This is a genomic window from Demequina capsici (genome assembly GCF_032102965.1).
Taxonomy (GTDB): Bacteria; Actinomycetota; Actinomycetes; order Actinomycetales; family Demequinaceae; genus Demequina; species Demequina capsici.
In genome coordinates, this window is record NZ_CP134880.1 from 2,489,594 (window position 1) to 2,509,482 (window position 19,889).

Annotated in this window: 19 protein-coding genes; 10 read left to right on the forward strand and 9 right to left on the reverse strand. The window is 70.6% G+C overall.

The genetic code is table 11. The features are described from left to right. Positions 1-61 precede the first annotated feature (61 nt). The 6 genes from RN607_RS11915 to RN607_RS11940 all read right to left on the reverse strand — a co-directional run bounded on the left by RN607_RS11915 (position 62) and on the right by RN607_RS11940 (position 6,710). Positions 62-1,441: a GMC family oxidoreductase gene (locus tag RN607_RS11915; protein ID WP_313542784.1), complete on the reverse strand. Its 1,380-nt coding sequence runs from the start codon at positions 1,439-1,441 to the stop codon at positions 62-64. Continuing rightward, a complete protein-coding gene (locus RN607_RS11920; RefSeq protein ID WP_313545438.1) occupies positions 1,438-2,460 on the reverse strand; it encodes an amidohydrolase family protein in 1,023 nt (340 codons plus the stop codon). Before RN607_RS11920 ends, RN607_RS11915 begins: the two co-directional genes overlap by 4 nt. A gap of 30 nt (positions 2,461-2,490) precedes the next feature. Beyond that, positions 2,491-3,177: a TenA family protein gene (locus tag RN607_RS11925; RefSeq protein WP_313542786.1), complete on the reverse strand. Its 687-nt coding sequence runs from the start codon at positions 3,175-3,177 to the stop codon at positions 2,491-2,493. Beyond that, positions 3,177-4,502 carry an LLM class flavin-dependent oxidoreductase gene (locus tag RN607_RS11930; RefSeq protein ID WP_313497481.1) on the reverse strand — a complete coding sequence of 442 codons (1,326 nt, stop codon included), beginning with the start codon at positions 4,500-4,502 and terminating at the stop codon, positions 3,177-3,179. Before RN607_RS11930 ends, RN607_RS11925 begins: the two co-directional genes overlap by 1 nt. A gap of 112 nt (positions 4,503-4,614) precedes the next feature. Next, entirely contained in the window at positions 4,615-5,199 is a 585-nt protein-coding gene (locus RN607_RS11935; RefSeq protein WP_313542788.1) for a flavin reductase family protein, read from the reverse strand. A gap of 11 nt (positions 5,200-5,210) precedes the next feature. Further along, positions 5,211-6,710: an aldehyde dehydrogenase family protein gene (locus RN607_RS11940; RefSeq protein WP_313542790.1), complete on the reverse strand. Its 1,500-nt coding sequence runs from the start codon at positions 6,708-6,710 to the stop codon at positions 5,211-5,213. Between the two features lie 225 nt (positions 6,711-6,935). Here RN607_RS11940 and RN607_RS11945 point away from each other — a divergent pair, with 225 nt between their 5' ends. The 6 genes from RN607_RS11945 to RN607_RS11970 all read left to right on the forward strand — a co-directional run bounded on the left by RN607_RS11945 (position 6,936) and on the right by RN607_RS11970 (position 13,496). After that, positions 6,936-7,616, forward strand: a complete 681-nt coding sequence (locus RN607_RS11945; protein WP_313497487.1) for a GntR family transcriptional regulator — start codon at positions 6,936-6,938, stop codon at positions 7,614-7,616. A gap of 111 nt (positions 7,617-7,727) precedes the next feature. Then, on the forward strand, positions 7,728-8,936 hold the full coding sequence (locus tag RN607_RS11950) for a M20 family metallopeptidase (protein WP_313497490.1): 1,209 nt from the start codon (positions 7,728-7,730) through the stop codon (positions 8,934-8,936). Continuing rightward, a complete protein-coding gene (locus tag RN607_RS11955; RefSeq protein ID WP_313542793.1) occupies positions 8,936-9,937 on the forward strand; it encodes an LLM class flavin-dependent oxidoreductase in 1,002 nt (333 codons plus the stop codon). The genes RN607_RS11950 and RN607_RS11955 overlap by 1 nt, the downstream gene beginning before the upstream one ends. A 4-nt stretch (positions 9,938-9,941) precedes the next feature. Further along, positions 9,942-10,925, forward strand: a complete 984-nt coding sequence (locus tag RN607_RS11960; protein ID WP_313542795.1) for a 2,5-dihydroxypyridine 5,6-dioxygenase NicX family protein — start codon at positions 9,942-9,944, stop codon at positions 10,923-10,925. Between the two features lie 46 nt (positions 10,926-10,971). Then, the gene (locus RN607_RS11965) at positions 10,972-12,060 is read left to right on the forward strand and encodes a pyridoxal phosphate-dependent aminotransferase (protein ID WP_313542797.1); all 1,089 of its coding nucleotides are present in this window, start codon (positions 10,972-10,974) and stop codon (positions 12,058-12,060) included. After that, positions 12,057-13,496 carry an amidase gene (locus RN607_RS11970; RefSeq protein ID WP_313542799.1) on the forward strand — a complete coding sequence of 480 codons (1,440 nt, stop codon included), beginning with the start codon at positions 12,057-12,059 and terminating at the stop codon, positions 13,494-13,496. The genes RN607_RS11965 and RN607_RS11970 overlap by 4 nt, the downstream gene beginning before the upstream one ends. On the opposite strand, the gene RN607_RS11975 is transcribed toward RN607_RS11970, so the two are convergent. Together RN607_RS11975 and cofD are read right to left on the reverse strand one after the other, a co-directional pair. After that, entirely contained in the window at positions 13,485-14,795 is a 1,311-nt protein-coding gene (locus tag RN607_RS11975; RefSeq protein ID WP_313542801.1) for an amidohydrolase family protein, read from the reverse strand. The genes RN607_RS11970 and RN607_RS11975 overlap by 12 nt on opposite strands. A gap of 128 nt (positions 14,796-14,923) precedes the next feature. Continuing rightward, on the reverse strand, positions 14,924-15,883 hold the full coding sequence (cofD, locus tag RN607_RS11980) for a 2-phospho-L-lactate transferase (protein ID WP_313542803.1): 960 nt from the start codon (positions 15,881-15,883) through the stop codon (positions 14,924-14,926). A 56-nt stretch (positions 15,884-15,939) separates the two neighbouring features. On the opposite strand from cofD, the gene cofC reads away from it, so the two are divergent. The 3 genes from cofC to fgd are packed head-to-tail and all read left to right on the forward strand — an operon-like array spanning position 15,940 to position 18,508. Then, on the forward strand, positions 15,940-16,596 hold the full coding sequence (gene cofC, locus RN607_RS11985) for a 2-phospho-L-lactate guanylyltransferase (RefSeq protein WP_313542805.1): 657 nt from the start codon (positions 15,940-15,942) through the stop codon (positions 16,594-16,596). Between the two features lie 26 nt (positions 16,597-16,622). Further along, complete coding sequence (gene cofE, locus RN607_RS11990) at positions 16,623-17,492, forward strand: coenzyme F420-0:L-glutamate ligase (RefSeq protein ID WP_313542807.1); 870 nt, start codon at positions 16,623-16,625, stop codon at positions 17,490-17,492. Next, on the forward strand, positions 17,489-18,508 hold the full coding sequence (gene fgd / locus RN607_RS11995; protein ID WP_313542809.1) for a glucose-6-phosphate dehydrogenase (coenzyme-F420): 1,020 nt from the start codon (positions 17,489-17,491) through the stop codon (positions 18,506-18,508). Before cofE ends, fgd begins: the two co-directional genes overlap by 4 nt. A 6-nt stretch (positions 18,509-18,514) precedes the next feature. On the opposite strand, the gene RN607_RS12000 is transcribed toward fgd, so the two are convergent. Further along, positions 18,515-18,937 (reverse strand): acyl-CoA thioesterase, encoded by a 423-nt coding sequence (locus RN607_RS12000; protein ID WP_313542810.1) that lies wholly within the window; start codon positions 18,935-18,937, stop codon positions 18,515-18,517. Between the two features lie 80 nt (positions 18,938-19,017). Between RN607_RS12000 and RN607_RS12005 the strand changes: the two genes are divergently transcribed. Next, positions 19,018-19,863: an FHA domain-containing protein gene (locus RN607_RS12005; protein ID WP_313497509.1), complete on the forward strand. Its 846-nt coding sequence runs from the start codon at positions 19,018-19,020 to the stop codon at positions 19,861-19,863. Positions 19,864-19,889: the final 26 nt, after the last annotated feature.

Consider the following 19,889-nt stretch of genomic DNA (forward strand, 5'->3'; position numbering starts at 1 on the left):
AACGCCCGACAAGCCATGTCGCGAGATGTTTACACGCCGTAACGTGAGCGAAACGCGACGCTCAGAGACCGAGGTCCTCCAGCACGATCCCGCCGCCGATCCAACCGATCGCCATGGTCACGAGGTTGGGTCCGCCGTCGGGGATCCTCGGCATCACGGACGCGTCGATCACCTTCACCCCCTCCACGCCGATCACGTTGAGGCGCCGGTCCACGGTGCGGCCGATCCCACAGGACGCGACCGGGTGGTTGTACGTCTCCACCCGCTCCCGCAACGACTCCTTGAGGTCGCCCTGCTTCCACCACGCGTCGTCCGGCACGGTCACGATGCCGGTCTCCGCCATGGCGTCGATGAGCTCCGCCGTCCGTGAGACGGCCACCGCCATCCGATCGAGGTCCGTCTGCTCCTTGAGGTGCGCGAGGCTGATGCGCGTACCGCCATCCGCCCCCTGGAACACGCGGCCACGGCTCTCGGGCTGCATCAGCGCCACGGACACGCTGTAGCTGTTCCTGGGCGCAGAGCGGTCGTACAGCCACGTGGAGAACGGGAACACCTGGAACTCGTCCGACGGGTCGTCGGCCACGCCCGCACGGAGCAGCGAGCCGCTCACGGGGCGCGCCATCACATCGTCCTCATCGCGCGCGAGCACATTCATCATGACCCACGGATGGTCCTGCAGACCCTCACCGATCTGCGGCGCGTCGATGCCGGAGCGCCACAGCACCTCCGGGCTTCCATAGGCCCCTGCCGACAGGATCACCAGGTCGGCGGGGATGATCTCCTCTCCCCCGTCCACCTCCACGCCGACCGCGCGCCCATCCTCGATGACGATACGGTCGACCACGGTCGACGGACGCAAGGTCACCCTGTCCCGCACCAGCGGCGCGATCGCCGCGAGCGCACCCCAGCGGCCGCCGTCGACCCGGTTGGTGGGCCACGGTCCGTAGCCCTGGGTGCCGGGCGCGTTGTGGTCGGGGCACTCCTCGTAGCCGAGCACGCGGGACGCCTCGTAGAAGGAGAGGTCCAGCGGGCCCGGCTCGAGCCGCGTGATCCGGATCGGCCCCTCGTCGCCGTGGTACGGCTCTGCGCCGAACTGCTCGTCCGTCTCGAGCGCGCGCATCGCCGGCTGCAGGTCGTCCCACCGCCAGCCCTCGCCCCACGCCTCGAACCCTGCGGGCTGACCGCGCGAGCCTGCGGCGGCGTTGACGCTCGAACCGCCGCCGAGCACGCGCCCGCGCACCAGGTGATGGCCGGAGTCCTCGTTCGTGTACTCCCAGTCATGCTCTGGGAAGGCGTGCTCGTGGAGGAACTCGTACGGCACCGGGTCGCCGGGATCGACGCCCGCCTCGAGGATGGTGACATCCGCGTGGTCCGCGAGGCGGTGGGCGGCGAGCAGCCCTCCGTTGCCGCCTCCGATGATGACGATGCGGGGCCTGGTCATGCGTCCTCCTCCATGAGGCCGACGAGACGCGCGAAGTTGTCGCCCATCACGCCGTCGATCTTGTGCTGGGGAATCTCAGGAAGGCCGAGCGGCGCGGCCTCCTCGTTGACCGTGAGCAGCTTCTCGCGCAGCATCACGGGGTCGTACAGGAATCCCGGGAAGTCGGTGCCGAACATGATCTTCTCAAGCGGCACGAAGAACGGCTCCGCGCGGTGCAGGAACTGGAACAGGTCGCGGCGGGTCACCGTGGCGATGTGATAGCTGATCTCCGTGTAGAAGTTCGGATGCTTCGTGAGCATGAACATCGCCTCGTCGATCCACGGGATGCCGCAGTGGGCCAGGATCACCTTGAGGTCGCGGAACTCCCTGCCGACGTCGTCGAGCATCGCGGGGCGCGCGTACTCCATCTTCGCGTCGATGCGGGTGGAGCCTGCCTGATGGACCATCACGGGGATCCCCAGGTCCCGGGCGGCCTCGAAGACGGGGAAGGCCAGCTCGCGGTCGGCCGGCGACCAATGCTGGTACATCGGGTAGAGCTTGACGCCCTTGAGGCCCAAGGTCTCGACGGCGTACCCGAGCTCCTCCACGGCAACCTTGGGGCCGCGGAGCCTCGGGTTCACGGACGCGAACCCTATGAGCCTGTCCGGCTGCATCGCGACGCAGCCGGCGATGTACTCGTTGCAGCGCTCGGGCGACGGGTCCCCTCCGACGCCCGTGACGTCGAACACGTCGACGGTGCCCATCAGGCGGCCGTCCAGGTACTGAGGGCTGACCGCGAGGACCACCATCTTGTCGAAGCCCGGGTGGGCGGCGACCATCTCATCCGGTCCGATCACGCCGAAGCCGTCCTTGCCGTCCTGCGCCTCGATGTGCTCCCACTCCCCCGCGGTCGGCATGCGGTGGGTGGGCAGCTTGTCCTGCGAGCGGTAGATGCACAGCGATCCCTCCCGGCCGTAGCCGAGCGTGAACTCGGCGTCGGTGCCCATGGAGAGGATGTGGTTGTGCGCGTCGATCTGCATCGGCACGGTGAGCCTCCTTGTTGGTGCGGCTCAGGCCGCGACGTCGTCCCAGTGCTGCATGGCGAGCCCCTGATCCCAGAAGGACCTCTCGAGCCGGCACCCCATCAGGAAGATGTCGGCAAGCCGCGCACGGGCGTCGTCGTCCTGCGTCGCGAGCGCCGCGTCGAATGCCCCGCGCTGGCGGACGACGACCGCGTCGTACTCGTCGGAGGCGAAGAAGCGCAGCCATTCGGTGTACACGGGGTGCTCCGCGGCACCCCCGACCAGGCCTCTGGCGATCTCGCCGTAGCTCCACGCGCAGGGAAGGATCGCCGCGGCGATGTCGAGGCTCGTGCCGGTCGCGGCTGTCGACAGCAGCCACGAGGTGTACGCCAGCGTCGCGGGCGCCTTGACACCCTCGCCGGGCATCGCCGTGGGCGCAAGCTGCGAGATCGCGTCGAGCAGCCGACGATTCTGCGGAAGCTCCGTCGCGACGATGTTCACGAGCGACTCGGTGTGCTCCGCCAGCTCCGCGCCGTCCGCGCTGCGTGCCGCCGCGAACGCGATGACGCGGGCGTACTCGGGCAGGTACAGCAGGTTCTGCGAGACGTAGAAGCGGAAGCGCTCGGGCGGGAGCGTGGCGTCGGCGAGCGCGACCGGGAATCCGTGCGTCAGCAGCGCGGTCCACGCGACACCGGCGGCGTCACGCATCTCGTGGGACGAGCCGAGGCCCCGCATCAGGCGGCCCCGTCCTGCGTCAGGTGCCCACGCAAGGTCGATCCGGTGTACTCCGTGCGGAACACACCACGCTCCTGCAGCTCGGGGACCACGAGATCGACGAAGTCCTCGATGCCCTCAGGCATGGTGGAGGCGTTGACGTTGAAGCCATCCGCGGCGCCGCCCTGGAACCACGTCACCAGCTCGTCGGCGATCTGGGAGGGCGTGCCGACGGTCGTGAAGTGGCCGCCGCCCGCCGAGATCCTGGACAGCATCTCGCCGACCGTCACGAGCCGGCCGTCGGCCCCGCGCGACAGGGTCTGCATCATGACGTAGCGGCCCTTCGGCCCCGCGAACTCCTCGATCGACGGCAGCGCCGGCATCGTGTCGTCCGGCTTCAGGCGCGAGACGTCCATCCCGATGTAGGTGCCGAGCGTGTCGAGCTGCTTGGACAGCTCCTTGAGCGAGTCGAGGTAGGCCTTCTTGTCCTTGGCCTCCGCCTCGGTGTCTCCCACGACGGTCACGACTCCTGGCAGGACGGCGATCGAGTCCGCTGCGCGGCCGTGGCCGAGCGTGCGGCGCTTGATGTCGGCGTAGTACTCCTGCGCGTCGTCGAGGGTGGAGCCGATGCCGTAGATCACCTCGGCGTAGCGGGCGGCCAGGTCGCGGCCCGCGGGCGACGCTCCCGCCTGGACGAGCACCGGGCGGCCCTGCGCGGACTCGGGCACGGACAGCGTTCCCTTGACCTTGTAGAAGTCGCCGTCGTGGTCGACGGTGCGGAATGCCGACTCGTCGAAGAAGGTGCCGGTCTCCTTGTCCATCACGACCGCGTCGCGCGGGTACGAGTCCCACAGTGCGAACAGGACCTCGGCGAACTCCTTGGCGCGCGCGTACCGGCTCTCGGGGTCGGGAAGCGCATCCATGCCGTGCAGCAGCGCCTCGGGGTCGCTCTGCGAGGTGACGAGGTTCATCCCGACGCGGCCGCCGGAGATGAGGTTCGCGGACGCGACCAGGCGGGCGGCGTTCGCGGGATCGTTGAGCGTGCTCGACACGGTGCCGATGAAACCGATCCGGTCGGTCTTCGCGGCCATGTAGGAGATGAGCGACATCGGCTCGAACACCGAGCCCATGGAGATGTCCGCGCGCCCCCACATGGGCATCTGCGTGTCGGCGAGGAAGACCGCGTCGAAGAGCCCGCGCTCGCACACCCGCGCAAGGCTCACGAAGTAGTCGGGGTCGAAGGCCTCCGCCCGCTCCGTCGACGGGCGCCGCCACGCCGACGGGTGGTGCCCGTACATCCTCATGAACAGGTTGAGGTGCATCTGGCGGGTGGATGAGCCGGTCATGGGGATGTCCTTCTCGATTCGGGGTTTGAAGTATGCGCAACGTCTGTTGCGCAGGTGTTGATCAGTTGTTGCGGCGCGGTTTCACGCGAGGCACGGGAGCCGACGGCGCCCGTCACCCGGCCAGGCGTCGGAACTGCTTGGCGTGATAGACGAGCGGGTCCTGCTCCGGCAGGACGCTCAGCGCGTCGACCTTCAGCACGACCAGGGTGTGGTCCCCGACGGGCGTCTCCGTGACCACCGAGCACTCGAGCCACACGGGCGCGCCTGCGATGAACACCGCCCCCGAGCCGCTGGACACCGACGACAGGTTCGCGAACTTGTCCTCCGCGCGCTTGGCGAGCTCAAGGCACACGCTCTCGTGGCCCGCGCCGAGCACCGAGACCCCGATCCGCGTCGCGGTCCGCAGGTGCGGCCACGTCGTCGACGTGTTCTGCACGCTGCACACGACGAGCGGAGGATCGAACGAGACGCCGACGGTGAAGGACGTCGCCGCGAGGCCCCGGCGCATGCCGTCGACCTCCGCGCACAGCGCCGCGACACCGGAAGGGAACGCACCGAAGGCGGCCTTCAGAGTGTCGGGCGTCGGGTCGCCAAGCCATGCGGACGCCAGCACGCCGGGCGACGGCATCCCGTCGGGGCCGAGCAGCGGCTGCACGCCGGCCTGCTGGCCGCGATCGCTGCAGTGAGCCTCCTCCACGATCCGCAGCCTCACCCGAGGTCGACCCAGACGGTCTTGGTCTGCAGGTACGGCTCGAGGGCCTCACGACCCAGCTCCTTGCCGTACCCGCTCGCCTTGAACCCGCCGTAGGGGATCGCCACGTCGAACATGCCGTAGGTGTTGATCCAGACCACGCCTGCGTGGATCTGCGCGGCCACGCGGTGCGCGCGCTTGACGTCCGTGGTCCACACTCCGGAGGCGAGCCCGAACTGCGTGTCGTTCGCGAGCGCGACCGCCTCCTCCTCGGTGTCGAACACGCCGACCATCCCGACAGGACCGAAGATCTCCTTGCGCATGATCTCCATGTCGGTGGTGACATCCGTGAACAAGGTGGGCTGCACGTAGTAGCCGTCGGCGAGCTCGGGCGCCTGGACGGTGCCTCCGCCGACGACCGGGACGGCGCCCTGCGCGACGCCCGACGCGATGAGCGAGTTGACCCGGTCGCGCTGCTCCGCGCTGACCACGGGGCCCATGGTGGTGCCCTCCGCGAGCCCGTTCCCGAGCCTGATCGACGCGACCTTGCCGGCGAGACCTTCGACGAAGCGGTCGTAGACGTCCCGCTGCACGAAGACGCGGGCGCCCGCGATGCAGCACTGGCCCTGGTTGAAGTAGACGGCGCCGAACGTCCCCTCGACCGCGGCGTCGAGGTCCGCGTCGGCGAAGACCAGGCTGGGCGACTTGCCGCCCAGCTCGAGCGAGAGCCGCTTCATGTTGCCCTTGGACGCCTCGAGGATCTTCTGGCCGGTGGCGTTCTCGCCGGTGAAGGTGATCTTGTCCACGTCCATGTGAGCCGACAGCGGCGCGCCTGCGCCGGGCCCGTCTCCGGTGACCACGTTGACGACGCCTGCCGGGAAGCCGATCTCGTGCATGAGCTCGACGAGCCTGAGGGCGGACAGCGGGGTCTGCTCGGCGGGCTTGAGCACCATGGTGCAGCCCGCTGCGAGCGCGGGCCCGAGCTTGTAGCCGCACATGAGGAGCGGGAAGTTCCAGGGGATGATCGCGCCGACGACGCCGACGGGCTCGCGGCGCGTGTAGACGTGCATGGCCATGCCGCTCGACGGCGCCATGGTGTCACCCTCGATCTTGGTCACCCAGCCCGCGTAGTACTTGAACAGCTGCGCGCACAGCGGCACATCGAGCCCGCCGGCCTCGCCGGTGGGCTTGCCGTTGTCGAGCGTCTCGAGCTGGCCGAACTCGTCGGCGCGACGCTCGAGCTCGTCCCCCAGCCGCCACAGCAGGTCGGCGCGCGCGGCGGGCGCCATCGCGTTCCACACGGGCAGCGCCGCGCGGGCGGCGGCGACGGCGTCATCGACGTCCGACGCGGTGCCCGCGGCCACGTGGGCGAGCAGCTCGCCGGTGGCCGGGTTGTGCACCGGGAAGGTGCCGCCGTCGGACGCGGGGACGCTGCGGCCGTCGATGAGGAGGCCGTGCTCCTTGGAGAGGAAGGCCGCCACCTCCGGCAGCAGAGGGGTGGGTGCGATGACGGTCACTGCGCCTCCTGGCGGTAGATGAGATCTCATATGCAATAACCGCACTCTAGGCCGCCCGAAGGAGTGGTCCAAGACATATCAACAAGTCGTTACATGGATTTAACGCGAGCACCCCGGGCGCGATGTCAGGCGGCACACCCGGGTGATATTCCATATTCCATAGAGCAGGAGTAGCGTCACCCCCGTGACAGGACGCACCCACGCCGCTTCAGGGGGAGGAACCAGGTGACCACGACCTTCGACACCGTCGAGCCGCTGCAGGTCAAGGAGATCGTCTACCGCAAGCTGCGCGACGCGCTCGTGGAGCACGAGTTCCCGCCCGGCACCTCCCTTCGCGAGGTGACGCTCTCCGCTCGCTACGGCGTGAGCAAGACCCCGATCCGCGAGGCGCTCGTCCGGCTCGAGCACGACGGCCTCGTGGAGGTGGCGCCATACCGCGGCGCCCGCGCCCGGGTGTACTCGGTCGCGGACGCGCGGGAGCTGTTCGCCGCGCGCGGCATCCTCGAACGCGAATGCGTCCGCCTGGTCGCCGCCGCAGGCGACGGCCACCTCAGCCGCCTTCGCGCCAACATCGACGCGACCCGCGAGGCGCTGGAGTCGAGCGACCTCGCAGCGGCCGCGGTGGGGCTCGACGAGTTCGACGACATCATGTTCGCGGCGCTCGACAACCGCATGCTCGGCGAGCTGATCGACCGGCTGTCGCTCCACCTGCGACGTCTGGGCAAGATGGGCGCCGGCCAGCGCCGCTTCGAGGAGTCGCTCGCGCAGCACACTGCGATCGTCGGCGCCCTCGAGGCGGGCCGTACGGACGAGGCGATCGCGGTGCTGGACTCCCACCTGGCGAGCGTGCTCGAGGTGCAGATCGCCGAGCTGTCGGCGGCGTCAGGCGAGGACCCGTCCGCCTGACGCGCACAGACGTTACACAGAGTTAACAGCCCCGTCGCCGGAATCGTCTTGACGTCGCTCGCTCGGTATATAAGATCTCATGTACCAGATCGAAGTCCGAGAGGATGGAACATGACCACCGAGATCGACGCAGGCCTCGCCGCCAAGGTCGCCCAGCACATCGACGAGGACCGCCTCGTCCGCCTCGTCCAGGAGGTGTGCCGGATCCCCAGCATCCTCGGCGAGGAAGGCCCCCTGGCCACCTACCTGGCAGGCGTCATGAACGACTCCGGCTTCGCGGGCGTCGAGCTCCAGCCCGTGATCGGTGACCGGCCCAACGCGATCGGCCACCTCGACTTCGGCACCGGCGACGGCCCCAACGTGGTCCTCACCGGCCACATGGACACCAAGCCCGTGTCCCACGGCTGGGAGGTCAGCCAGCCCTTCTCCGGCGACCTCATCGACGGCTCGATCTACGGTCACGGCATCATGGACATGAAGGCCGCGCTCGTCTGCCAGATCATCGCGATGGAGGCGCTGCGCGCCTCAGGCCTCGAGCTCGACGGCCGAGTCTCGTTCGCCGCCGTCTCCGACCACATGGGCGACCAGACCGGCGCCATCACCTACTTCAAGGAGCACCCCGGCGACCTCTGCGTCCTCGGCGAGCTCTCGGACAACGAGATCTTCCTGGGTCACCGCGGCCGCTACTACTACGACATCATCGTCCGCGGCATCTCCGCCCACACCTGCCACAAGCCGCTCGCCGTCAACGCGAACATGCTCGCCGCGCATGCGATCATCGAGCTCGACCAGTCCAAGCTCGAGCCGCAGCTGGAGGAATGGGTGACGGAGCTCTTCGGCCCTGAGACGTACATGTCGCCCGGCCGCGTCTACGGCGGCCTTCCGCCGGGCGGCCCGTCGATGATCCCCGACGAGTGCGTCATCCGCGTCGACTGCCGCCCTCAGCCGGGCGTCACGCTCGAGGAGGTGCGCGCCGAGATCGACCGCTGCCTCGCCAAGGCGAAGGAGCGGGAGCCCCGCTTCGAGGCCGAGGTCGTGCTGGCCGACGTCAAGTCCGGCTACCTCGCCGAGCCCGAGGCCAAGGTCACGATGCTGATGCGCGAGGCCGTCGAGTCCGTCCGCGGCGAGAAGGCCGAGCTCCAGGTCGCAGGCTGGCTGGGCGACACCGCCAGCTTCGGCGGCGACATCCCCACGATCATCTTCGGCCCTGGCGGAGAGCCCGTCTACTGCCCCGACGAGCACCTGTCGATCGACGACATCGTGGAGGCCACCAAGGTCTACGCCACGTTCGCCGCGCTCGCGCTCACCGCGGAGTCCTGATGCGCGCTGGCGTCGCCCTCCAACCCGTCTACCCGTCCGACCAGTTCGGAGATCTGGTCGAGCGGATCGAGGGCCTCGGCTTCGACGAGTTCTGGCTCACCGACTCCTCGCTGCACTCGCGGTACAGCTACATGTACCTCACGATCGCGGCGATGAGGACGAGCCGGATGACGCTGGGAACGGCCGTGACCAACCCGGTCACGCGCCACCCTGCGCTCGCCGCCGTCGCCGCCACCACGCTCGACGAGATCTCCGGAGGGCGCGCCATCATGGGCATCGGTGCGGGAGACCGCCCGCTCCTCGCGCTCGGCCACAAGCCCGCGCGGCTCCAGCAGCTCGAGGACTCGATCCACGCCATGCGAGCGCTGTGGACGGGCGAGCACGTCACGTTCAAGGGCGCCGGCTTCGAGCTGGACGACGCGCACATGCGCTTCGACGTGCCCGCGGACATCCCCGTGTACGTCTCGGCCTCAGGTCCCAGGACGCTCGAGATGGCGGGACGCGTCGCCGACGGCGTCGTGCTCCTGGCAGGTCTGCACCCCGACGGCCTGACGTACGCGCTCGAGCACATCGACCGCGGCGTCGAGGCCGCGGGACGCAGCGAGCGTCCCCAGATCTCGGTCTTCGCCTACGGCGAGATCAACGAGGACGAGGACAAGGCGCTCGCATCCGCGCGCACGATCGCCGCATGGTTCCCCCAGACCGCACCCATGTACTGCGAGATCGCCGGCCTCGACAAGGAGCTGATCGCGCGTGTGCAACGCGAGTACTCCGGCGGCGAGTTCCAGGAAGCCGGCAAGGTCGCAGAGATGCTGCCCGACGACTTCGTGCGGCGCATGGCTCTCGCAGGCAACCGTGCGTCCGTGCTGGAGCACATGCGCACGCTCGAAGGCCTGGGCGTCGACTGCATGACGCTCTTCCCGATCGGCGGCGACATCCACACGCGCACGGCCACGATCGAGGCCTTCGCGCAGTGCGTGGACGACTTCCGCGCGGAGTGAGGCGATGACCGTGCTGACACCGCTGCCCGACCGCACCGTCTCCCGGGTGCTCGACACCTGCCTCGGCGTCGCACCGGGCGAGAAGGTCGTCGTGCTCACCGACCCCGGGAGCGACCCCGCGGTCGTCGCCGGGATCGTCGCGGGGCTCGAGGATCGACGCGCGATCGCCTTGGTGCGTGCGCTCCCTGAGATCCCGATGCCAGGCGCCGAGCCCCCGGCACCGATCGCCGCCGACCTGGCCGATGCGGCGGCGGGCATCGAGCTCACGACGGCGTTCATCGGCTCGAGCCGCGCGCGGCAGGAGGCGTGCCGCCAGGGCACCCGGTACGTGAGCATGCCCGCCGTGATCGCAGACACCTTCCGGCTCGGAGGCCCGTACGACGTGGACTTCGACGCGATCGCCACGACGGTGCGCCGCCTGGCCCGCGCATGGGAGGAGGCCGACACCTTTCGCATCACCACGCCGGCCGGCACCGATCTGCACGGATCCGTGCGCGGGCGGAAGGGGCGCGCGCTCACCGGCGTCGCCCGGGAGCCCGGGTCGTACATGGCCCCTCCTGACATCGAGTCGGGCACCGCGCCGGTCGAGCTGTCGTCGCACGGCACCGTCGTGATCGACGGCGACTTCCTCTTCATGGGTCCCGGACCCGTCGCCGCGCCGGTGTCGCTCGACATCCGCGACGGCGCGCTCTTCGCGACCGAGGGCTCCGAGGCGTCCCGCCTGCTCGAGATGATGGCGCGCGTCGACGACCCCCGCATGGTGAACCTGGCGGAGGTCTCCGTCGGGCTGAACCCGCGGGGCTCCGTCTGCTCGGTCCCGATGGAGACCGAGTCGACCAAGGGCAGCGCGCACATCGCCTTCGGCAACTCGATCGCCTACGGCGGCACCGTGGACGCGGCAGCGCACCTCGACTGCGTGATGCGCGACGCGACGGTCCACCTGGACGGCGTGCCCCGCATCGTCGCCGGCGAGCTCGTCGAGCCCTGACCACACCCCCTCCCCGCCAGTCCCCAGCCAGAGATGAGGCACACCCATGCCGGCACCCACCTTCGAAGAGCTCCTCGCGCGGCCCACGCTCGCGTGGATGGGGCAGAACACCACCCACCTCGAGCCGCCCGCCGCGGTGGTCGCGGCGATGACGGCAAGCGTCGCGTCGCGGGAGTTCCAGCTCTATGCGCCGCCGCTCGGCTTCGAGCGGCTCCGTGAGCTGATCCTCGAGGACCTCGGTCTCGCCGAGGCCGACGCGTGGGTGACCGACGGCGCCGTGGGCGGCCTCTACCACCTGTGCACGGTGCTCGCTCCGGAGATCTCGCAGCTCATCACCTCCGACCCCGGCTGGCCGTGGCCCGGCAGGTTCGTCGGGATCGGCGGACGGCCCCTCACCGTGCTCGACGTGTACGACCAGCCGGGCGCGAAGCTCTCCGCTGCCCAGATCGCCGAGGTCATCGAGCCTCGCAGCCTGATCTACCTGATCGATCCGCTGAACCCGCTCGGCAGCCTCTACTCGCGCTCGGAGCTGGAGGCGATCGTCGCCCTGGCGCGCGAGACGGAGTCGTACATCGTCCACGACTGCACGTACCGGCACTTCGCCGAGGGGCACAGCCTGGTGGCCGAGCTCTACCCGGAGCGCACCTTCACCACCTACAGCTTCTCCAAGTGGCTTGGCCTCGCGGGACTGCGCCTGGGAGCGGTCGTCGCCGCGCCCGAGCTGCTCACCCGCCTCACGGCCGTGCCCGCCAACCCGCTGGGCGCACCGATCCTCGCGCAGCGCGCGGCGATCGCAGGACTCGAGGGCCGCGGGCCGTGGCTCCAGATGCTGCGCGAGGTGAACCGGCGCAACATCGCCGCCGTCGAGAGGGTGGTGGCCGACACCGGGTTCGGCTCGATCGTCGTCTCCCCGTCGCAGGCGAACTTCCTCGCCGTGGACGTCTCCGCGACCGGGCTGCACTCCGAGGAGGTCTGCGCCAGGGTGCTCGCGCAGGACGTGTTCATCAGGCCGGGCACCTACCAGTCGCCGCATTTCGGCGCACGGTTCGTCAAGATCTCCACCTCCGTGCCCGAGCACTGGGTGGACCGCTTCAGCGAGGCGTGGACCACGCTGGCGCAGGAGGCGGCGCGATGACGGGGTTCCGAGAGCTCGAGCTGGCCGAGTACCAGGCACTCTCCGGCGTCGAGTTGGGGCGGATGGTCGCCGCGCGTGAGGTCTCGCCCGTCCACCTGGCCGAGTCCGCGCTCGAGCTGGCGGCGCGTGACGACGCCGATCTCAACGCGTACGTCGAGCTGCGCCGTGACGCCGCGCTCGCCGAGGCGTCCCAGCTCGAGGCTGAGGCACGCGACGGGCGCGTGAGGAGCGCGCTCCACGGCGTGCCGATCGCGTCGAAGGACAACATGCCGATCATCGGCGAGCCGTGCCTCAAGGGCTCCCGCACCTCCGCGGCGAAGCCCTCGACCTACGCCGCGCCGATGGTCGAGCGCCTGCAGGCGGCGGGCGCGGTGATCATCGGCCGCACCACGACGCCGGAGTTCGGCTGGAAGGGCACCGGCATCTCGCCGCTGACCGGGGTGACCCGCAACCCGTGGGACACGTCGCGGAACTCGGGCGGCTCGTCCGCCGGCTCCGGCTCGACGGTGGGCGCCGGCGCCGTGCCGATCGCGACCGGGTCCGACGCGGGCGGCTCGATCCGCATCCCTGCGGCGTTCTGCGGAGCGGTGGGCCTCAAGCCCACGCTCAGCGCGATCCCGGTGTGGCCCGGCACCGCCAACGAGTCTCTCTCGCACGCAGGACCGATCACGCGCTCCGTCGCGGACGCGCGGGCGGTGCTCGAGATCACCGCCGGTCCCGACCCTCGCGACCCGCAGTCGTTCTTCGCGACGCCTGCCGCCCGTACGCTCACGGGACACCTGAGGATCGGCGTCGTGCGCGCGCCGTTCGGCATCGCGCCGTCGTCGGAGGTCTCGGAGCGGCTCGAGCCCACGCTCTCCGCGCTGCGCGGCTGGACCGCCCAGGGCACGCTCGTCGAGGACGTCGATGTCGCGACCGCGGTGCCTCGAGAGGTGTTCGAGCGCCTGTGGGTCTCGGGGCGGGGGCTCACGTTCGCGGAGCTCATCGAGGACAGGGGCGATGCCATGGACCCCGGGCTGACGCGGCTCCTGCCGCTCGCGCGCGAGTACGACGTCGCCGACTACCTGGAGGGCCTGCAACTGCGCCGCGCCTTCAACGCGGAGATGTTCACCCTCCTGGAACGGTACGACGCCCTGATCATGCCGACCATGCCGCTCGTGGCCTTCGGCGCGGATCAGGAGGTCCCGGCCGGCGGCGAGGCCGACGCGAAGCTCCCCTGGATCACGTGGACGCCCTACACGTATCCGTTCAACATCACGGGCCAGCCGGCCGTCACCGTGCCGGTGGACCTGGGGCCGGGCCGACTCCCTGTCGGGCTCCAGGTCGTCGGTGGTTGGGCGCGCGACCTCCTGGTGCTCGACGTCGCCGAGCGGCTCGAGCTCCTGACGGCTCCCACCCTGGAGCGGACCGTCGCGTCCGTCGCACTACGCGCGTGAGAAGGCCGCGGCCATGGAGCTGCGCAGGTTCGCCTTGATCTCCCGCTCGTCGACACGGGTGAGCTCGCCGTTCAGCATGACGAACTCGCCGGCCACCATCGTCGAGGCGACGTCGTTGCCGTTCGCGTGGTTCGTCACGAACGACGCGACGGAGCCGAAGTCCGTGGCGTCCATCATGGCGAACTTCATCTGGTCGACGTCGAGCAGGATCAGGTCCGCCAGCATGCCGGCGGCGAGCGTGCCGGTGTCCTGGCCGAGCGCCTTCGATCCGTTGACGGTCGCCATCTCGAGCGCTTCGTACGACGAGCGGACGGAGATGTCCGCTGCCGTCGCGCGGTGCAGGTAGGTCGACCACCGCATGGCCTCGAACATGTCCTGCATGAACGACGCATCGGTGCCCATGCCGACGTTGATGCCGGCGGCGCGGAAGTCGTTCATGCGCGCGACGCCGTTCCCGAGGAACGAGTTGGACGCCGGGTTGTGGGAGATGTGCGCGCCGGTCTCGGCGACCATCTGGATCTCGCGGTCATCGAGGTGCACGCAGTGCGCGGCGACCACGTCGGGGCCCAGGAATCCGAGCTCGTACGCGAGCTCGGTGGGGCGCTTCCCGAAGCGTGCGAGGCTGTTCTCCACCTCGGACATCGCCTCGTTCAGGTGGATGTGGATGCCTGCGCCCAGCTCGGTGGCGGCGGCGCGCACGTCGGAGAGGATCGCGTCAGAGGCGCACGGCAGCCATTCGATGCCGAAGGCCACCTTGACGAGCCCGTTCTGCGTGCCATGGGCCGCCTTGAAGGCGTCGATGTTGTCCTGGATCGTGTCGATCCCCGTCTCGGGGGTGGCGATCTCATTGGAGAGCGTCGCGCGGATCCCGACGCCTCCGGCGGCACGCGCACGCGCCTCGGTCTGCACGTACATGTCGTTGACGCTGGTGTTGCCGAAGCGGATCGCCTCGGCGTAGCAGGCCATGGAGGCCCAGTAGACCTCGTCGGGGCGGAGCTGACCGATGAACGGGTACCAGTCGTCGAAGAGCGTGTCCCACATGGGACGACGGTCGCTCTCGGCGGTGAACTCGCCGGTGGCTCGCCCCAGGTCCACGTGGTAGTGGAGGTTCACCAGGCCGGGCATCACGACCTTCCGCGACGCGTCGACGATGCGGTCCCCCGGCTCGGGCACGAGCTCGGACGCGGGCCCGGTCCACGCGATCCGGTCGCCATCGATGACGACCGCGCCGTCGGCGTGGAAGGGGGCGGAGGGGTCGAGGGTGAGCACCGCGCCACCCTTGATGACGGTTCTTGCCATGTGACGGACTCCAGGGTCGGGGACAGGGGTCCCTAGATAAGATATGAGACACAAGTCATCGCCGCAAGACCCTGGCGCACATGTGTCCATCACGCGCCGCCGCCGCGAGCGCGCCGCCCCGCGACGAGCTAGAGGCTCCCCGCCAGCGCGAGCGCGTCGCGCGCCAGCGTCTGCGCGGCCTCCGCCTCCGTCATCCACAGCGGGACCGCCCTGGCCGTGATCCCCCGCGTCGCGAGCTCCCCCACCTCGTGCGCGTCGACCAGGTCCACGAGCCATCCATCGAGGACGCCGCCGTCCGATCGGGCGCCGTAGCGCCGCGCCACCGCCGCGGCATCGGTCGCCGTGCCGACCGCCGTGAGGCACGCGTCGGCCATGCCCCTCACGACGGAGCCGCCGATGATCGGCGAGACGCCGACGACCGGAGCCGACGTGGACGCGAGCGCCTCGCGGATCCCCGGGACCGACAGAATCGGACCGATCGACACGACCGGGTTGGACGGCGCGAACAGCACCGCGTCAGCCTCGAGGACGGCCTCGACGACGCCGGGCGCAGGGACCGCCTCCGCGGCCCCGCGGATGTCGAACCCCAGCGCAGGCAGCTTCGCGCGATGCCGGGTCCACCATTCCTGGAAGTGCATCGTGCCCTCGCCCGTGACGACGTGGGTCTCGACCTCGTCGTCGGTCATCGGCATCAGCTCCGCGCCCAGATCCCAGCGCGAGGTCAGCCGCGCGACCGCCTCCGACAGCGGCGCCCCCTCGCGCAGCAGGGAGGTGCGCGCGATGTGCATCCCCAGGTCGAGGTCGCCCAGCGTGAACCAGGGCCAGCCGATGCCCCACGCGTGCAGTTCCGCCGACACCCTCTCTGTCTCCCCGATCCGGCCCCAGCCACGCTGCTCGTCGTTGACGCCGGCCAGCGTGTACGTCACGGAGTCCAGATCCGGGCAGATCCTCAGCCCCGCCATCCACATGTCGTCGGCGGTGTTCACGATCACACGGATCCTCATGCCCTGACCCGCGGCAGCGTCCCTCAGCGCGCGGGTGAACCGCGCACCCCCCACCCCGCCCGACAGCACGACGACGTCCTTCACCTGGGCCCTCCTGACCGCGGACCGACGCGTCCCGTCGGCTCCCTAGACTGACGAGTATGCCTGGCCCCGGAACCGCGCAGCAGTGGCGGATCGTCATCCCCGTGCGCGGCACCGCGCCGTCCAAGAGCAGGCTCGCGCTGCCGGACGAGGACCGCGAGCGCCTGGCACGCGCCTTCGCGCGCGACACGGTCCATGCCGCGCTCGAGTCGAGGCTCGCGGCGGAGGTCGTGGTCGTGACGGCGGAGGCCGCACGCACCGTGTTCGAGCAGATGGGTGCACGCGTGCTCACCGAGAGCGCGCCCGCGTCCCTGGCCGGCGCGATCCTCGCAGGCCTCGCGTCGTGCCCCGTCGCGGCGCCCCGCGCGGTGCTGCTGGGCGACCTTCCCGCGCTCGACGGCGACTCGCTCGACGTCACGCTCAGCGCCGCAGCCTCGGTGCCGCTCGGCGTCGTGCCCGACGCCGCAGGAACCGGCACGACCCTGCTCACCGCGAGCGCGGGGATCGCGCACCGGCCCGCGTTCGGCACCGGCTCGTTCGCGCGCCACCTCGCGGCGGGTTATGCGTCGCTCGCGGAGCGCGCGCCCGCACGGATCCGCGCCGACGTGGACACGATCGACGACCTCGAGCGCGCCGTCGCGCTCGGCCTGCGCCCCGCCAGCCGTCGCGTGCACGCGAGGATCACCGGACCGCTTCGCGCCACAACATCCCCGTAACCTGACCCGCGTACTGTGAGCGGATCATGACGCCCCTGCACCTCGGCCGGCCTCAGCCCGTGCCGGACCGACAGTCCCCCAGGACCGACGCGACGCTCACCATCTGGGCGCCTGGACCTTTGCCCGAGGTCCGTCCCGGCGACGACCTCGCCGCGCTCCTCCTCACGGCCCTCGACGGCGGGGAGCCGCTGCGCGACGGAGACGTCGTGGTCGTCACGTCCAAGGTCGTGTCCAAGGCCGAGGGCAGGATCGTCGCGGCCGAGACCCGGGAGGCGGCCATCCAGGCCGAGACCGTCCGCGTGGTCGCATCGATCCCCCACGCGCATGACGACGGCGCCACGCTGATCGTCGAGAACCGGCTGGGGATGGTGTGCGCCGCCGCCGGCGTCGACGCCTCCAACACCGAGCCGGGGACGGTGCTCCTGCTCCCTGAGGATCCCGACGCGTCGGCCAGGACGCTCGCCACCACCCTGCGCTCGGCGACCGGCGCGCAGATCGGCGTGATCGTCACCGACACCCTGGGACGCGCCTGGCGCAACGGCCAGACCGACGTGGCGATCGGCGCCGCAGGCGTCACCGTCTTCGCCGAGCTCGCAGGCACCACCGACGCGCAGGGACGCACGCTCGTCGCCACGCGACCCTGCCTGGCGGACGAGATCGCCGGCGCGGCCGACCTGGTCAAGGGCAAGGCGGGCGGAAGGCCATTCGCGATCGTGCGCGGCATGGGTCACGCCGTCGGCGCGTTGGACCTGCCAGGCGCGCGGAGCATCGTCCGCTCCCCCGAGACCGACATGTTCAGACAAGGCCACCGCGAGGCGTACGCCGAGGGCTACGCCGCGGGACTCGCCGCACGAGACGACGCCGGCCCCACCGGCGCGGACAAGGAGAAGGAATGACGCTCACCCTCGGATACAAGGCCTCGGCCGAGCAGTTCGGGCCGCGCGAGCTCGTGGAGCTCGCCGTCGAGGCCGAGCGTCACGGCTTCGAGTCCGCTGCGATCAGCGACCACTTCCAGCCCTGGAGGCACACCGGCGGGCACGCCCCCCACTCGCTCTCATGGCTCGCCGCCGCGGGCGAGCGGACCTCCACCATCACGCTCGGCACCTCCGTGCTCACCCCCACGTTCCGTTACAACCCGGCAGTGCTCGCGCAGGTGTTCGCGACCCTGGGCATGCTGAACCCCGACCGCATCTGGCTGGGCGTCGGCTCCGGCGAGGCGCTCAACGAGGTCGCCACCGGCTGGGCCGGCGCAGGAGACCAGCCCTGGCCCGAGTTCAAGGAGCGGTTCGCCCGCCTGCGCGAGTCGATCCGGCTCATGCGGGCGCTCTGGGCAGGCGAGCGCGTCACCTTCGACGGCGAGTACTTCTCCACGCACGACGCGTCGATCTACGACAGGCCCGACGGCGGCATCCCGATCTACATCGCCGCAGGCGGCCCCACCGTCGCCAAGTACGCGGGCCGCGCGGGCGACGGGTTCATCTGCACCTCGGGCAAGGGCCGCGAGCTCTACGTCGACAAGCTGCTCCCCGCCGTCGCCGAAGGCGCCGCCGCCGCGGGGAAGGATCCCGCGAGCGTGGACCGGATGATCGAGATCAAGCTCTCCTACGAGGAGTCCGAGGAGGCGGCGTACGACAACACCCGCTTCTGGTCGCCGCTGTCGCTGCCCGCCGAGGCCAAGCACGACATCACCGACCCCATGGAGATGGAGAAGGCCGCCGACGCGCTGCCGCTCGAGACGATCGCCTCCCGCTGGATCGTGGGCACCGATCCCGACGAGGTCGCCGCGAGGATCGGCGAGTACGTCGAGATGGGCTTCACGCACCTCGTGTTCCACGCCCCCGGCCACGACCAGCGGCGCTTCATGGACCTGTTCGAGCGCGACCTCGCACCGCGGCTGCGCGCGCTCGGCTGAACGGGCTCAGTCCGCGTCGGGCGCGAGGGCGAGGAGCCGCTCCCGCTGCTCCGGGGTGAGGCGCGTCGGGCGCCCCGTCGCGCCGTCCACCATCGCCATCGTCGTCGACGCCTCCACGCAGACGATCCCATCGACGAGCAGCCGGTAGTCCAGGACGAAGCTCGCGCCCACGCACCGGGACACGGACACCTCCGCGTCGATCGGCGCCACACGGTGGTCGATCGTCCGCCTGTACCTGACCGACACGTCCGCGACCAGGACCCACACGGCGGACCCGGCACCGAGCGGCGGCATGATCGGATCGTCGTCGTCCCACAGCGCACGCACGCGGGCCTCCTCGAGGAGGCCCACGATCGCCACGTTGTTGACGTGACCGTAGGCGTCGCAGTCGGACCAGCGCAGGGGGACGGGAACGGTGACAGCGGACATGGACGCCACGCTACCCCCGGCCCGTCGAGTCCCTCACAACCCCCTCCCGAGCGCACGGGCCGGCCGCTATCGTGTGCGCCATGATCGAGTTCGCCCCGGCCCGAGCAGGTGACACCGGATGCGCGGTCGTCACGGGCGGGTACGTCGCACTCGTCGACGTCGGGGCACGCACCGATCTGGTCTCACGGCTGCACCGTTCCCTCACGGGCGGCGCCGCCACGATCGAGCAGGCCGCGGCGATGCTCGCCACCGCCGAGCCGAGCGCACGCTTCGCGATCGCACGCGTCGACACCGCACCGGTCAGGATCGCCCTGCGCGGCGACCTCACCGTGGACCTGGGCGCCTCGGCCACGACCCGCTTCGCCTGGCCTGCCGATGCGACCTGCGTCGTCAGCGAGGTCGACGACCTCGCCACGCTCCGCTTCGCGCTCGACCCCGCCGACGAGTCGCCGCACCGCCTTCCCCTGCGCGACGGCGCATGCCCCGCCTCGGCCGTGTGCACGACGCTCGACGACGCACCGCCGACGCCGGACCGCGCGAGCAAGGCAGCATCGTCCGGACCGCCGGACGGTGACGACAGCGGCTGGGTGCTCACGTTGGCCGACGGCAGCGAGCTCGAGGCCTCGCCTCGACTGGTCGTCGGACGGCGCCCATGGAGCGCTGACGGGGCCGACGCACAGGACACCGGCGCCGCCTACCTCGAGGCGCCCTCGCCCCACCGCGAGATCTCGGGCAGGCATCTCGAGCTGACGGTCGTCGCGGACACGCTCCATGCGCGCGACCTCGATTCGACCAACGGCACGATCATGCGCAAGGCCGACGCGCCGGCCCGACTCCTGCACGAAGGACGGGATGCGACACTTGAGCCAGGAGATACCCTCGACCTCGGCGAGGGATTCCTCATCAGCGTCGCGAGACGCCGCTGAGCTCGAGGGAACTCGCGGGGTGCCGC

Coding starts and splice junctions, on each gene's coding strand:
- RN607_RS11915 (WP_313542784.1), bottom strand. CDS start 1,441: ATGACCAGGCCCCGCATCGTCATCATCGGAGGCGGCAACGGAGGGCTG.
- RN607_RS11920 (WP_313545438.1), bottom strand. CDS start 2,460: ATGCAGATCGACGCGCACAACCACATCCTCTCCATGGGCACCGACGCC.
- RN607_RS11925 (WP_313542786.1), bottom strand. CDS start 3,177: ATGCGGGGCCTCGGCTCGTCCCACGAGATGCGTGACGCCGCCGGTGTC.
- RN607_RS11930 (WP_313497481.1), bottom strand. CDS start 4,502: ATGACCGGCTCATCCACCCGCCAGATGCACCTCAACCTGTTCATGAGG.
- RN607_RS11950 (WP_313497490.1), top strand. CDS start 7,728: ATGACCACCGAGATCGACGCAGGCCTCGCCGCCAAGGTCGCCCAGCAC.
- RN607_RS11955 (WP_313542793.1), top strand. CDS start 8,936: ATGCGCGCTGGCGTCGCCCTCCAACCCGTCTACCCGTCCGACCAGTTC.
- RN607_RS11960 (WP_313542795.1), top strand. CDS start 9,942: ATGACCGTGCTGACACCGCTGCCCGACCGCACCGTCTCCCGGGTGCTC.
- RN607_RS11965 (WP_313542797.1), top strand. CDS start 10,972: ATGCCGGCACCCACCTTCGAAGAGCTCCTCGCGCGGCCCACGCTCGCG.
- RN607_RS11970 (WP_313542799.1), top strand. CDS start 12,057: ATGACGGGGTTCCGAGAGCTCGAGCTGGCCGAGTACCAGGCACTCTCC.
- RN607_RS11975 (WP_313542801.1), bottom strand. CDS start 14,795: ATGGCAAGAACCGTCATCAAGGGTGGCGCGGTGCTCACCCTCGACCCC.
- cofC (WP_313542805.1), top strand. CDS start 15,940: ATGCCTGGCCCCGGAACCGCGCAGCAGTGGCGGATCGTCATCCCCGTG.
- cofE (WP_313542807.1), top strand. CDS start 16,623: ATGACGCCCCTGCACCTCGGCCGGCCTCAGCCCGTGCCGGACCGACAG.
- fgd (WP_313542809.1), top strand. CDS start 17,489: ATGACGCTCACCCTCGGATACAAGGCCTCGGCCGAGCAGTTCGGGCCG.
- RN607_RS12000 (WP_313542810.1), bottom strand. CDS start 18,937: ATGTCCGCTGTCACCGTTCCCGTCCCCCTGCGCTGGTCCGACTGCGAC.
- RN607_RS12005 (WP_313497509.1), top strand. CDS start 19,018: ATGATCGAGTTCGCCCCGGCCCGAGCAGGTGACACCGGATGCGCGGTC.